This window comes from Caballeronia sp. NCF2, assembly GCF_023631205.1.
In the GTDB taxonomy this organism is placed as follows: Bacteria; Pseudomonadota; Gammaproteobacteria; order Burkholderiales; family Burkholderiaceae; genus Caballeronia; species Caballeronia zhejiangensis.
Map to the genome: position 1 here is coordinate 36,734 of NZ_JALQDN010000007.1, position 11,483 is coordinate 48,216.

An 11,483-nucleotide genomic window follows, 5' to 3' on the forward strand; every position below is an offset into this window, starting at 1 on the left:
GTAAAAACCGCTTCTCGTCACGCGGCGACGCTGCATTGATCGATGCAGCACCGCGCGGGGTCTTCGCGCATCCCGAGCAATTCCTCTAACGAATCCGAAACCCTTTCCGGACGGGCCTCAGCGGCCGATACACGCCATCGTCGCACCGTCTCGGGGCATGCTCATTGCTCAACGCATGCGCCACTTCGACGGCAAATCTGATCGATCGAAATGGCAAGAGGGAAACCCAAATCGGGCCCGGCGAGCGAGCGCGCAAAGTCCTGCGGATGCCTAATCGTCCGGACCCGGATGACGATGTGGCCGATCAAATCAAATCAAATTAAATCAAAACAAAGGAAGGTGAAACCATGAAGCTCATCCGCACCGCTGCCGCGCTTGCCGCCGTCGCCGCTTTGCTCTCCGCTTGCGGCGGAAGCTCCGATGACGTCGGCAAGGAAATCGGCGTCACTCAGCCGCAAGTCCATTTCATCCACGCGATCCCGAGCGGCCCGAACGTCGACTTCTACGACAACAGCAAGATCCTGCAGCCGAATCTCGCCTATAAGGCGGTGACGAACTTCGCGAACATCGACACGGGCCAGCACAACTTTTCCTACGCCGCCGTGAACACGACGACGCAACTCGCGACCGACACGACCATCTCGAACGCGGCGAAAGGGCACGAATACACGGTGATCGCGCTGCCGGACGCGGGCTTCGTGCCGTCGATCGCGGTGATCGACGATCCGTTCGACAAGGGCCTGCTATCGAGCAGCGCACGCGTGCGCGCGTTCAACGCATCGACGAACGCGCCGAACCTCGACATCTATCTCGTCGCGCCGGGCACGAACATCTCGACCGTCAGCCCGACGATGGCGGGCGTCGCCTACAAGAACGCCGTACCGGCGACGACGCAAGACTCGATCTACGTCTCCGGCGGCACGTATCAACTGATCGCGACGCTGCCGGGCTCGAAGACGCCGGTCTATAAATCGGCGTCGTTCGATCTCGTCAACAACGCGGACTGGCTCGTGACGACGCTGCCTTCGGGAAATGCAGCCACGCAACTCGTGCCCGAGAAGATTCGCGTGCTCGTCGCGCAGGGTGGCAACACGCAGCAGCCGGCGCTCGAACTGCCCGACACGCAATAAGGCATGAACCGCACAGCCCGGCCGGAAGAATCGGCCGGGCTTTTTCGCATCGCGCGCAGCTACTTCGCAAGGACGATGTGCGTGGCCCGCTCCGTCGGAACGTGCTCGACCGTCCGATATCCCAAAGCGCGCAAATCCAGACCGTCGAAGAGCGATTCCCCTTGCCCGAGCGCCACCGGCGCGAAAGCGAGGTGGATTTCATCCACATGGCCGGCCTGAATGTATTGCTTGACCGTGGCCGCTCCGCCGCCGATCTTGATGTCCTTCGCGCCGGCCGCTTCGCGTGCCTTTTGCAGCGCGACCTCGATGCCGTCCGAGACGAAGTGAAACGTCGTCCCGCCTTGCATCCGAATCGGCGGACGCGGGTAATGGGTCAGCACGAAAGTCGGCGCATGATAGGGCGGATCCTCACCCCACCATCCTTTCCATTGTTCATCCGGCCATTCGCCGCGAATCGGCCCGAACATGTTGCGCCCGAGGATGAACGCGCCGAATCCGTCCATCGCGCGCCGGGCGAAGTCGTCATCGACACCGGTTTCGCCGTCGTCTTTTCCCTGCATCCGCCGAAACGTCTGCGTCGGGAAAAACCACTGAAAGAGCTCCGGGCCCCGCAGCCCGAGGGGATGTTCCAGACTCTGATCGGTTCCCGCGGCGAAGCCATCGAGCGAAACGCCGAACCCGGCTACTTTTACTTTGGCCATTCGTGTCTCCCTTTGCGCTGTGAATCCCGATGTCTGAAGCCAGGCATCATCGCTCAGGAAGGCATCGAGATGAGCGAACTCTATCGCAGCGAAGGGGATCTGGGTCATCGGCGTCATTGTGCAGAGAATGACGCGTGACCCGTGGGACGCCGCGAGCGGCCTGGACGACACACGAACGGCTCCAAAGACAAAAAAAATCCCGCCACGCGAAGGTGGCGGGAAGAGAGAGAACTACGTCAACGCTATGGAACGCCTGAGCGGGAACGCCGCAGCGAAGCGGCGCGCCTCGTGAATTACTTGTGCTGCTCCGCGGAGTTCGAGATGGCCTGGCCGCCCTTCGAGATGTCCTGACCGGCTCCCGAAACGGTGTTGCAGCCTGCGAGAGCCGCGCTGCCGGCGATGAGGAGTAGAGCGATGAGTCGAGTCATGTGTATTCCCCTTGGAGTTGAAATGCGTGACAGGAAAAACGGTTCGCGCATCGTGTGTGGTCGACGGGCGCCTGGCTGACGTCCTGTCTTACCGGTGTGAACAATCATAAAAAAGCGCATCGTTCGCGGATGTAGGCACGCATGCGATTCTGGTGTCGGCGTCGTCCGCATTTCGTGTCGGCGCCGTCCTACGTGGATGCCGCGACGACCGGCGCATCGGCGCTGCGCTCGCGCGGCATCGACACGCTGATCGCCGTGCCGCGCGGCGTCGCGCGCTCGATCTCGAAGCGTCCGCCGCGCGCCGACACGCGCTGCCGCATGCCGACGAGTCCATGCGTCTGCGTGCGCTTCAAATCCTGCGGCCGAATGCCGATGCCGTCGTCGGTGATCGAGAGCGACACGTTCGCTTCATCGACCGTCAGCGCCACGCGGATACGGCTCGCGTGCGCGTACTTCGCCGCGTTCGTGAGCGTCTCCTGCGCGACGCGGAAAAGCGCGATTTCGATCGCCTCGCCGAGCTTCACGTCCTCGCCCGGCAGGTCGAATTCGACGTTCCAGCCGTTGCGCTGCGCGGCTTCATCGGCGAGCGAGCGCAGCGCCGTGACGAGACCGAAGTTGGCGAGCACCGTCGGGCGCATGTCCTCGATGATGCGGCGCTTCAACGCGATGCCCTGATCCAGATTGCCGAGCGCGCGCGCGAGTTTTTCGGCCATCGCGGGCTCGCTGTCCTTCAGCTTGCCGCGCACCCACGCGACATCCATCTTGCTCGCGGTGAGGATCGAGCCGAGTTCGTCGTGCAGTTCGCGCGCGAGCTCCGTCTTCTCGTTTTCGCTGACGGACTGCAAGTGCCACGCGAGCGCCTCGAGCTGACGCGTGCGCGCGAACACCAGCTGATCGAGCTCTTCCTGCTGCGTGATGAGCGCCTTCTGCACGCGCGCCTGCTTGTCGAGCTGAATGCCGAGATTACGAAACAGCAGGATGAATAGCACGATGTTGAGGGCGCACAACGCGCCCACGCACAGCGTCGAGATGCGCTGGTCGGCGCGGCTCGCGTCGAGCGCGTGTTGCGCGCGCTGCTCTTCGTTCAGGCGCAACAGCGACAGCGCCGCATCGAGCGTGGCGCTCGCGTCGGGTGGCGGCAGGGCACGCGTGGCATCGGCGTCGGGCGAATCGGCGATGCGCGCGGTGCCTTGCGCGATTTCATCGTCGGCGGCGGAGCGGATCTGCGCGAAGCTCGCGAGCGCGGTGTCGTCACCGATGCGCCGGTAATACGCATCGAGCCACGCCAGCGTGCGCCGCACGCGTCCGGCCGCGTCGCGGAAATGCGCCTGATACGCGTCGTCGGCCTGTAGCGCGAAGCCGCGTTCGTCGGCGGTGAGCGCGGCGATATCGGCGGCGAGCATCGAAAGCTGCGCGGTCGCGCCTTTCGCTTCGAGCGCGGTCTCGTATTCCGACGCGATCCGCATGCGCCCCGATTCCAGAATGATCAGCCCGCCGACCGTGATGACGATCGCCACCGTCATCGCGACCGCCCAGCTGTAGCGGCGCATCCAGTCGTTGAAGCGCGTGGCGCGGCGCGCGATGCCTTCGGGCGCGGGCGGCGGCGTGTCCTCGGGCAAGATCGTCGTCGGTATCGCGGTAGGCGGTACGTGGCTCATGGCGTGGGTCGTCCGGCGTTTCACTTAGAGCAGCCGATTTGAAAGCAAGTGTCGGTGGATTCCCACAGCAAAAAAGGAGCCTGCCCGAATGCGCGGCGCGCATCGCGTGGCTACGATAGTTCCGTCATCCACTCCTACGGGGAACGATCATGCTGAAGTGGGCCTTGTTTTTCGCGATCGTAGCCGTGATCGCCGGCGTGCTGGGGTTCACCGGCGTCGCTGCCGGAGCGGCCGCCATCGCCAAGTTCCTGTTCGTGCTGTTCCTGATCCTGTGCATCGTGTTTCTCGTGCTCGGCTTCGTCGTCACGAAAAAAGCGATCGATTAGCGGCGTTCCGGACGTATCGACAAAACGTAATCAAAAACTCAGGAAGGAGGTCACATGCTTCATTACGCTGCAGTCTTCTTCGTCATCGCCCTCATCGCGGCCGTGTTCGGTTTCACGGGCATCGCGGCCGGCGCGGCGGAAATCGCGAAGATCCTTTTCTTCATTTTTCTCGTCGTGTTCGTGGTCACTTTGCTGCTCGGCGTGTTCCGAACGTGACGCCCGCTTAGCTAAAAGCCACGAGCCATCAAGCCGCGCGCGGGTTTCATCACCGTCGCGCGGTTTCTTCGACAGATCAGGCATGGTGTGTGCATCGGAGTATCGGATTGGATAGCAGGGCGCTATGGAAACCCTGGCGCCGAAGCCTGCTCCAGCGAACAACGTCAACTCACCTGTCAAAGAGGAGCGAACCAAATGTCCAAATCGTCTGCTGTAAACGCCGAGCCGAGCCAATCCACCGACGCCTTCGTTCTCGATGTCGAGAAGATCCGCGCCGATGCCCGGCAGCACATGGACGAAGGCGCGGTGACGACCGGCTACGGCGCCGATCGCGAGACCGTGCTGAAGCTGCTCAACGATTCGCTCGCCACGGAAATCGTCTGCACGCTGCGCTACAAGCGCCACTATTTCATGGCGAAGGGCATCCACTCGGAAGCCGTCGCACAGGAGTTTCTCGAGCACGCGAACGAGGAACAGCAGCACGCCGACACGCTCGCCGAGCGCATCGTGCAACTCGGCGGCGCGCCGAATTTCGCGCCCGACGGCCTCTCGTCGCGCTCGCATTCGCAGTACAGCGAAGGTAAGGATCTGATCGACATGATCCGCGAGAATCTGATCGCGGAGCGCATCGCGATCGACACGTATCGCGAGATCATTCGCTATCTCGGCGACAAGGACGTCACGACGCGTCGCATCTTCGAGGACATTCTCGCCGCCGAGGAAGAGCACGCCGACGACATGGCCGATCTGCTGGAAGGCCGCAACGGATGAGGACGAGGTCGCCGGGCACGCGTCGCGCGCCCGGCGCCCGCATGACATGGCCGATCCACTGGTAGCAGACCGTCCGGCAGCACGGACCACGCGAATGATTCGAGTCTTGATAGCCGACGACCACGCCATCGTGCGCAGCGGGTTCAGGCAGTTCGTCGCCGACGAACCCGACATGGAAGTCGGCGCGGAAGCCGCCACCGGCGACGAGGCCATCGCGCTCGTGCGCGCGCAGGCGTTCGATGTCGTGCTGCTCGACATCGCGATGCCCGACAAGAACGGCGTCGATACCTTGCGCGTCATCAAGCAGATCCGTCCGGAGCAGGGCGTGCTGATGCTTTCGGGCTTCCCCGAAAGCCAGTACGCAATCAACCTGCTGAAGGCGGGCGCGAACGGCTATCTGAACAAGGATGCCGCGCCCGACGAAATCGTGCGCGCGATCCGCACGGTGGCACGCGGGCATCGTTATCTGTCGGAGTTCATCGCGGATGCGCTCGCCGACAAGCTCGACAAGCCCGCCGCCGAGCGCCCGCACGAACTGCTGTCGGAACGCGAGTTTCAGATTTTCTGCAAGCTCGCGGGCGGCCAGTTGCCGACGGAAATCGCGCAGGAACTGCATCTGTCGGTGAAGACGGTGAGCACGTATCGCGCGCGCGTGCTCGAAAAAATGCGGCTTTCCAATAACGCCGACCTCACGTATTACGCGATCAAGAACGGCCTGATCGAATAGCGGCGCATCGTTCGAACATCCGCGAGAGCACTGCCGGAGGACGCCCGCCGTGGGCAATCACATCGACACTGACGACCGAATGGAGCAGCCGGGCGCGCGGCGGCCGCCGCTCGCGGCGTTGCTGATCGAGGATTCGCCGCTTATCCGCCGCAGCCTGACCGAGGCGATCGACGCGCTCGGGCCGTGGCGCGTGACCGCGTTCGCCGATGCGCCCGACGAGGCCATCGCGCTGCTGTCGTCGCGGACTTTCGATGCGATCATCGTCGATCTGCAACTGAAGCGCGGCTCGGGCATCGACGTGCTCGCCTGGCTCAAGGAGGGCGGCGCGCCGCGCTCGGAAACCGCGTTCATCGCGGTGCTCACGAATCACGCGCTGCCGACGTATCGCGAGCGTTGCCTGCAATACGGCGTGCGTCACTTCTTCGACAAATCGCTCGAGTTCGATCGCGTGCTCGACGCGCTCGACGACTACGCGCGCGAGCGCACCTGAAGGCTCGGCTCAGAAAGGCTGCGGCCCGCCACCTTGTTCGACGCTCATGCAATGCGTGACGAGGCCGACGCCGGCGCGCCACAGATGCAGCCCGAATGCGGGCGGCTCCATCACGAAGGCTTCTGGACCATCGGATTTCAATTGCAGCGCGACCTGATGCGCCGTCGACGGGGCGCACCACACGATCGTGCCGCCGAAGCGCGCGCTGATCGCGCGGTGCACGTGGCCGCATACGATGCGCTCGACGTTCGGATGACGCCGCACGAGTGCGTCGAGCGCGCGGCTGTCGTCGGGCGCGAGGCGGATGTCGTCCATGAAGCCGATGCCGCATTCGATCGGCGGATGATGCATGCCGATCAGCACCGGCCGGTCGCGCGAGGCGTCGAGCTGCGCTTCGAGCCAGGCAAGGCGCGTGGCGCACAGGCGTCCCGCGCCGGAGCCGGGATCGAGGGTGTCGAGCGCGATCACGCGGACTTCGCCGACGTCGAACGCGTACTGCAGGAAACCGTCGTGACCCGCGAGCTCGGGGAGATCGCCGAAGACGGCGCGCAGATTCGCGCGGTCGTCGTGATTGCCGGCGATGACGCGCCACGGAATGGCGAGCCGGTCGAGGAGCGTGCGCAGATGCCGGTATTCGTCGATGCCGCCCGCATCGACGAGATCGCCGGTAACAAGCACGGCGTCGGGGCGCGGATCGAGCGCGTTGAGGACGTCGATCGCGCGGGCGAGATACGCGGCGGTATCGACGCGGCCGTAGGCGAGCGTGCCCGGCGGCGTGATGTGCAGATCGCTGATCTGGGCGAGCAGCATGCGCGAATCTCCTCGTCGCGGACGGTTTCGGGCTGGGTCGTCGGATTCAGTCGTCGGATTCGGCGACCGGCGGCTTGGGCGCGAGCTTCGCGGGGACGAGCCACTGGAAGCCGGTCATCGACGTTTCGCTGAACGTGCATTCGGCGGCTGCGGGCACCGATGAAGACTTCGTGGCCGGCGGCTTCGGCGGATTCTGGATCGTGCCGTGCACGACGACCCGCGAGCCATGATAACTCGCGCCGGAACCGGTGATTTTGAGCGGCGCGCTCGCGGCGTCGGGATAGTCGGCCCGCACCTTCTCCTTGCAGGTCTCGACGTTCTTGTAATAGGACGTGCAGCCGCCGAGACAGGCGAGCGAAGTCGTGAGCAGGACGGGCAGCAGGTGACGGATGCGATGGTTCATCGATGAATTCGGTCGGTGCCCGATGCGGCGAGACGCGCCGGGGCGTGATGAGTGTCGGGCGGAGCTTTATAACACGCGTGCCGCAGTGCATCACTGTAGTGCATCGCGGCGCGTGACCGCTTGTTTTGTGCAGCGATGCGGTAGCACAATCGGCACTGACGTTCGACGAGCGCGTTCCTCACCGATGGAGACGACCGCCATGCAGAAGGACATCGAAGTAGGCGATTACCTGCTCGCCATGCAGGCCGTGCCGAAGCCGCTCGCGGCCGATGGCGACGAGGATGCGGCGCCGTCCGAAGGTTACGCGATCCGCGTGCGCGTGACGCGCCTCGACCAGAAGCCGCTGCACGGTTCGAAACTCGCCGACGACTCCGGCGAAATGACCGGCGACCGCGGCCCGTTCGAGACCGTCGCCGAGGCGATCGCGCACGGCGAGGCGTGGGGACGGCACTACGTCGCGCGTGTGCTGGGGCATGCGGTGTAGGCAGCGAAGGCAGCGAAAGAGGGGATCGGTTTCCCCGCGTGCGGCGGGTTCAGCGAGATGGTGCGTGCGGCTAGACTCGGGTTCATCGACCGGACCATCGCGGAGCCCGCCATGACGCCCGTTGCGCTCTACATCACCCCGAACTACATCGCTTCCGTGAAGAGCGGCAAGGCGCGCGACTGCTTCGGCGGTACGGTGCGCTTCGTCGGCGTGGATGCGTTGCCGTTCGATATCGAGCATGTGTGCCTGCTCGAACGCGATACGGCGATCGAAGCGCTGCTCGATGCAGTGAGGGATGCGGAGCGGTTGTTGAACGCGGTGTGAGGGTGCGGCGCGCTGCCCTTCATACTGCTTGGTGCCGGGGACCGGACTCGAACCGGCAAGCCGTGAGGCGGCGGATTTTAAGTCCGCTATGTTTACCAATTTCATCACCCCGGCAGGGCGGACGCGATTCTACCATTGCATGCGACCGCGCCAAAGCCGCGCCGCTCGTCGTATACAAGCCGTTCGACAAGGTTTCGGCCGTCCCGCATAATCGCCGGCACCGATTCAGTCGCGAGGACACGATGATGGTGCCGGAACTGAACGTGGCGCACGGCGAGGACTTCGGCGTGCGCGCGAACGAAGAAGCGTGACGCCTCATGCGTATTGCCCTTATCTCCGATACCCATAACCTCGTGCGCCCCGAAGCGCTCGACGCCTTGCGCGGCTCCGCGCACATCATCCACGCGGGCGATATCTGCAGACGCGACGTGCTCGATGCGCTCGCGTCGCTCGCGCCGCTCACCGTCGTGCGCGGCAACAACGATATCGCCGATGACCTCGCGCGGCTGCCCGAACACGCGCGCATCGAACTGGGCGGCGCGACGATTCACGTCGTCCACGATATCGCCGATGTGCCGAAGCAGCTCGACGGCATCGATGTCGTCGTGACCGGTCATTCGCACAAGCCGCTCATCGAGCGGCGCGGCGACGTGCTCTTCGTGAATCCCGGCAGCGCGGGGCCGCGTCGCTTCAGATTGCCGGTCACGCTCGCGCTGCTCGATATCGACGACGGCAAAGCGGAAGCGCGCATCGTTTCGCTGATCGAATGAAAAAAGGGCCGGCGCTTCATGCACCGGCCCTTCCATTCGATCACGCCAGAACGCTTACGCGCGCACCGTGCCTTCCGGGAACGCATCGTCCATTTCGGCGGCTTCGCGATGGCCGCGCAGAATCGCATGCGCTTCCGACTTCGACGCGACCGCCGGCGGCGAGCCCTTCAGCGGCTTCTTCGCCGTCTCGGAGAGCGCGAGCACCGACACGATGCCGATGATCGACGCGCCCATCAGATAGTACGCGGGCATCATCAGGTTGCCGGTCGTGTCGACGAGCCATGCGGTGACGAGCGGCGTCGTGCCGCCGAAGAGCGACACCGACACGTTGAAGCCGATCGCGAGCGCACCGTAGCGGATCTTCGTCGGGAAGAGCGCCGGCAGCGACGACGGCATCACGCCCGTGAACGTCGACAGCAGCGCGCCGAGAATCATCATGCCGGCGAAGATCGACGGAACGGTGCCCATGCGGATCAGCGAAAGCGAAGGAATCGACAGCACCAGCAGACCGATACAGCCGGCGAGCATCACCGGCTTGCGGCCGATCGTGTCCGACAGACGGCCGGCGAGGAGCGTGAGCGGCATCATCAGCACCATCACGACGAGCACGATGAAGAGGCCGTGCGTCTCGTTGAACTTGAGCGTCGCCGACAGATAGCTCGGCAGATACGACAGCGCCATGTAGTCGGTCACGTTGAAGATCAGCACGAGGCCCACGCATTGCAAGAGCGGCTTCCATTGCTGGATCAGCGTCTCGCGGAACTGCTCCTTGGTCGTCTCGTGCGACACGGCTTCGGCCTTTTCGGCTTCACGCTGGAATGCAGGCGTTTCTTCGAGCTTCATCCGGATGTAGAGACCGATCAGCCCGAGCGGACCCGCGATCATGAACGGAATGCGCCAGCCCCACGACAGCAGGTCTTTTTCCGACATCACCGCCGTCAGCACCGCGACCACGCCCGCGCCGAGCACGTAGCCGACGAGCGTGCCGAATTCGAGAAAGCTCGACATGAAGCCGCGCTTCTTGTCCGGCGAAAATTCGGCGATGAAGGTCGCCGCGCCGCCGTACTCGCCGCCCGTGGAGAAGCCCTGCACGAGACGCGCGATGAGCAGCAGCACCGGCGCCATCACGCCGATCGATTCGTAGCTCGGAATGATGCCGATACAGAAGGTGCCGACGGCCATCATGATCATCGTCATCGCGAGCACGCGCTTGCGGCCGATGCGGTCGCCGAGCGGGCCGAACACCATGCCGCCGATCGGGCGCACGAGGAAAGCGGCGGCGAACGTGCCGAAGGTCGCGAGCAACTGCGCGGTGGGGCTGCTCGACGGGAAGAACACACGGCCGAGCGTCACGGCGATGTAGCTGTACACGCCGAAATCGAACCACTCCATCGCGTTACCGATGGCCATGGCGCCGACGGCGCGCTTCAACAGGGATTGATCGACGATGGTGATGTCGTCGAGGGTGAGGTCGGACTTCTGACTGGATGAATCGCGTTTGCGCCAAAGGCCCTCGTTAAGAGAAGACATAGTTCGAAAAACTCCGTATTCGATCCCGACGCTCAAAGAACGTCGGGTGCGTCGCCGCGGAGGACGGACGCAAATTGCCGGGATAGTGCAGTTTCGAGACGGCGCCGCGAACGCTTGAAGACGAAAGCAAAGGCTTTCCGCGACCTCGGGCCGAGCGGCTCGAAGTCGATGAGCGAAAAGGAACACGGTGCCGGTGCCTCGCGCGGGTGTAGTCGCGAAATTGCACTCGGGTGAAACACACGAATTTGACGTGCGGACGGCGAACGCAGCGCTGAATGACTGAGTTGCCGCGGGTGGGCCGCGACGTCGGCGAAAAAACAACTTGAGACGAAAAAGGCCGGCGTTACTGCTTGGAAAACCGACGCGCCTCTTTGTATAAGAAACTGTCACTACCGCGCAACGCCCGAACTTGAAGTCGGAAACATTCGCACGTGAATGATGTTGAATTGCTGTTGATAACGAGCAAGATGATAACACGATGACAGACGATCTGCAAACCGGTCTGCCACCGCGCTCGAGCCCGGCGGCCGCAAAGCCTTGTCGGACTTAGGGTTGCGCCGATTGTCATCATCGTGGTCCGATGTACTAAGCGGAACAATTTTCCGCCGCGCGGACAACAAAAAACCGGCCGCTCGGGCTAATGCCGTTCAGTTAAGGTCTTTTCTTAGATAGCGAACGGTGTACCGTTTAGGGCGGGATTTGACGACCCGGTCGC

At 63.7% G+C, this 11,483-nt stretch carries 15 protein-coding genes and 1 tRNA gene; 9 read left to right on the plus strand and 7 right to left on the minus strand.

What is annotated here, in order from left to right:
* Positions 1–347: 347 nt before the first annotated feature.
* The gene (locus tag NCS02_RS05105; protein WP_008350569.1) at positions 348–1,130 is read left to right on the plus strand and encodes a DUF4397 domain-containing protein; all 783 of its coding nucleotides are present in this window, start codon (positions 348–350) and stop codon (positions 1,128–1,130) included.
* A gap of 59 nt (positions 1,131–1,189) precedes the next feature.
* On the opposite strand, the gene NCS02_RS05110 is transcribed toward NCS02_RS05105, so the two are convergent.
* The 3 genes from NCS02_RS05110 to NCS02_RS05120 all read right to left on the minus strand — a co-directional run bounded on the left by NCS02_RS05110 (position 1,190) and on the right by NCS02_RS05120 (position 3,917).
* Complete coding sequence (locus tag NCS02_RS05110; protein WP_250519376.1) at positions 1,190–1,831, minus strand: dihydrofolate reductase family protein; 642 nt, start codon at positions 1,829–1,831, stop codon at positions 1,190–1,192.
* 293 nt (positions 1,832–2,124) lie between these two features.
* Positions 2,125–2,259 (minus strand): entericidin A/B family lipoprotein, encoded by a 135-nt coding sequence (locus NCS02_RS05115; RefSeq protein WP_008350566.1) that lies wholly within the window; start codon positions 2,257–2,259, stop codon positions 2,125–2,127.
* Between the two features lie 188 nt (positions 2,260–2,447).
* Positions 2,448–3,917 carry a sensor histidine kinase gene (locus NCS02_RS05120; protein ID WP_250522902.1) on the minus strand — a complete coding sequence of 490 codons (1,470 nt, stop codon included), beginning with the start codon at positions 3,915–3,917 and terminating at the stop codon, positions 2,448–2,450.
* Positions 3,918–4,066: 149 nt separating this feature from the next.
* Here NCS02_RS05120 and NCS02_RS05125 point away from each other — a divergent pair, with 149 nt between their 5' ends.
* The 5 genes from NCS02_RS05125 to NCS02_RS05145 all read left to right on the plus strand — a co-directional run bounded on the left by NCS02_RS05125 (position 4,067) and on the right by NCS02_RS05145 (position 6,447).
* The gene (locus NCS02_RS05125; RefSeq protein WP_250522903.1) at positions 4,067–4,243 is read left to right on the plus strand and encodes a DUF1328 domain-containing protein; all 177 of its coding nucleotides are present in this window, start codon (positions 4,067–4,069) and stop codon (positions 4,241–4,243) included.
* A 54-nt stretch (positions 4,244–4,297) separates the two neighbouring features.
* Positions 4,298–4,459, plus strand: coding sequence for a DUF1328 family protein (locus NCS02_RS05130; protein WP_008350559.1), 162 nt, complete (start codon positions 4,298–4,300; stop codon positions 4,457–4,459).
* A 195-nt stretch (positions 4,460–4,654) separates the two neighbouring features.
* On the plus strand, positions 4,655–5,230 hold the full coding sequence (locus NCS02_RS05135; RefSeq protein ID WP_250522904.1) for a ferritin-like domain-containing protein: 576 nt from the start codon (positions 4,655–4,657) through the stop codon (positions 5,228–5,230).
* A gap of 94 nt (positions 5,231–5,324) precedes the next feature.
* A complete protein-coding gene (locus NCS02_RS05140; protein ID WP_008350556.1) occupies positions 5,325–5,957 on the plus strand; it encodes a response regulator in 633 nt (210 codons plus the stop codon).
* A gap of 49 nt (positions 5,958–6,006) precedes the next feature.
* Positions 6,007–6,447, plus strand: coding sequence for a response regulator (locus NCS02_RS05145; RefSeq protein ID WP_239295414.1), 441 nt, complete (start codon positions 6,007–6,009; stop codon positions 6,445–6,447).
* A 9-nt stretch (positions 6,448–6,456) separates the two neighbouring features.
* Here NCS02_RS05145 and NCS02_RS05150 read toward each other — a convergent pair whose 3' ends face one another.
* Together NCS02_RS05150 and NCS02_RS05155 are read right to left on the minus strand one after the other, a co-directional pair.
* Positions 6,457–7,257 (minus strand): phosphodiesterase, encoded by an 801-nt coding sequence (locus NCS02_RS05150; protein WP_250434374.1) that lies wholly within the window; start codon positions 7,255–7,257, stop codon positions 6,457–6,459.
* A gap of 46 nt (positions 7,258–7,303) precedes the next feature.
* On the minus strand, positions 7,304–7,660 hold the full coding sequence (locus NCS02_RS05155) for a hypothetical protein (protein ID WP_008350549.1): 357 nt from the start codon (positions 7,658–7,660) through the stop codon (positions 7,304–7,306).
* A gap of 199 nt (positions 7,661–7,859) precedes the next feature.
* Between NCS02_RS05155 and NCS02_RS05160 the strand changes: the two genes are divergently transcribed.
* Both NCS02_RS05160 and NCS02_RS05165 read left to right on the plus strand, forming a co-directional pair.
* Positions 7,860–8,144 carry a hypothetical protein gene (locus NCS02_RS05160; RefSeq protein WP_008350548.1) on the plus strand — a complete coding sequence of 95 codons (285 nt, stop codon included), beginning with the start codon at positions 7,860–7,862 and terminating at the stop codon, positions 8,142–8,144.
* 111 nt (positions 8,145–8,255) lie between these two features.
* On the plus strand, positions 8,256–8,468 hold the full coding sequence (locus tag NCS02_RS05165) for a hypothetical protein (RefSeq protein WP_008350546.1): 213 nt from the start codon (positions 8,256–8,258) through the stop codon (positions 8,466–8,468).
* A 29-nt stretch (positions 8,469–8,497) separates the two neighbouring features.
* Here NCS02_RS05165 and NCS02_RS05170 read toward each other — a convergent pair.
* Positions 8,498–8,582 (minus strand) — tRNA-Leu (locus tag NCS02_RS05170).
* Between the two features lie 203 nt (positions 8,583–8,785).
* Between NCS02_RS05170 and NCS02_RS05175 the strand changes: the two genes are divergently transcribed.
* Positions 8,786–9,238, plus strand: a complete 453-nt coding sequence (locus NCS02_RS05175; RefSeq protein WP_175979903.1) for a metallophosphoesterase family protein — start codon at positions 8,786–8,788, stop codon at positions 9,236–9,238.
* 54 nt (positions 9,239–9,292) lie between these two features.
* Here the strand turns inward: NCS02_RS05175 and proP are convergent, their stop codons facing one another.
* Positions 9,293–10,768 carry a glycine betaine/L-proline transporter ProP gene (gene proP / locus NCS02_RS05180; RefSeq protein WP_033536864.1) on the minus strand — a complete coding sequence of 492 codons (1,476 nt, stop codon included), beginning with the start codon at positions 10,766–10,768 and terminating at the stop codon, positions 9,293–9,295.
* Between the last annotated feature and the right edge of the window lie 715 nt (positions 10,769–11,483).

Coding starts and splice junctions, on each gene's coding strand:
- NCS02_RS05135 (WP_250522904.1), top strand. CDS start 4,655: ATGTCCAAATCGTCTGCTGTAAACGCCGAGCCGAGCCAATCCACCGAC.
- NCS02_RS05155 (WP_008350549.1), bottom strand. CDS start 7,660: ATGAACCATCGCATCCGTCACCTGCTGCCCGTCCTGCTCACGACTTCG.
- NCS02_RS05130 (WP_008350559.1), top strand. CDS start 4,298: ATGCTTCATTACGCTGCAGTCTTCTTCGTCATCGCCCTCATCGCGGCC.
- NCS02_RS05105 (WP_008350569.1), top strand. CDS start 348: ATGAAGCTCATCCGCACCGCTGCCGCGCTTGCCGCCGTCGCCGCTTTG.
- NCS02_RS05120 (WP_250522902.1), bottom strand. CDS start 3,917: ATGAGCCACGTACCGCCTACCGCGATACCGACGACGATCTTGCCCGAG.
- NCS02_RS05140 (WP_008350556.1), top strand. CDS start 5,325: ATGATTCGAGTCTTGATAGCCGACGACCACGCCATCGTGCGCAGCGGG.
- NCS02_RS05160 (WP_008350548.1), top strand. CDS start 7,860: ATGCAGAAGGACATCGAAGTAGGCGATTACCTGCTCGCCATGCAGGCC.
- NCS02_RS05125 (WP_250522903.1), top strand. CDS start 4,067: ATGCTGAAGTGGGCCTTGTTTTTCGCGATCGTAGCCGTGATCGCCGGC.
- NCS02_RS05150 (WP_250434374.1), bottom strand. CDS start 7,257: ATGCTGCTCGCCCAGATCAGCGATCTGCACATCACGCCGCCGGGCACG.
- NCS02_RS05110 (WP_250519376.1), bottom strand. CDS start 1,831: ATGGCCAAAGTAAAAGTAGCCGGGTTCGGCGTTTCGCTCGATGGCTTC.
- NCS02_RS05115 (WP_008350566.1), bottom strand. CDS start 2,259: ATGACTCGACTCATCGCTCTACTCCTCATCGCCGGCAGCGCGGCTCTC.
- NCS02_RS05165 (WP_008350546.1), top strand. CDS start 8,256: ATGACGCCCGTTGCGCTCTACATCACCCCGAACTACATCGCTTCCGTG.
- NCS02_RS05175 (WP_175979903.1), top strand. CDS start 8,786: ATGCGTATTGCCCTTATCTCCGATACCCATAACCTCGTGCGCCCCGAA.
- proP (WP_033536864.1), bottom strand. CDS start 10,768: ATGTCTTCTCTTAACGAGGGCCTTTGGCGCAAACGCGATTCATCCAGT.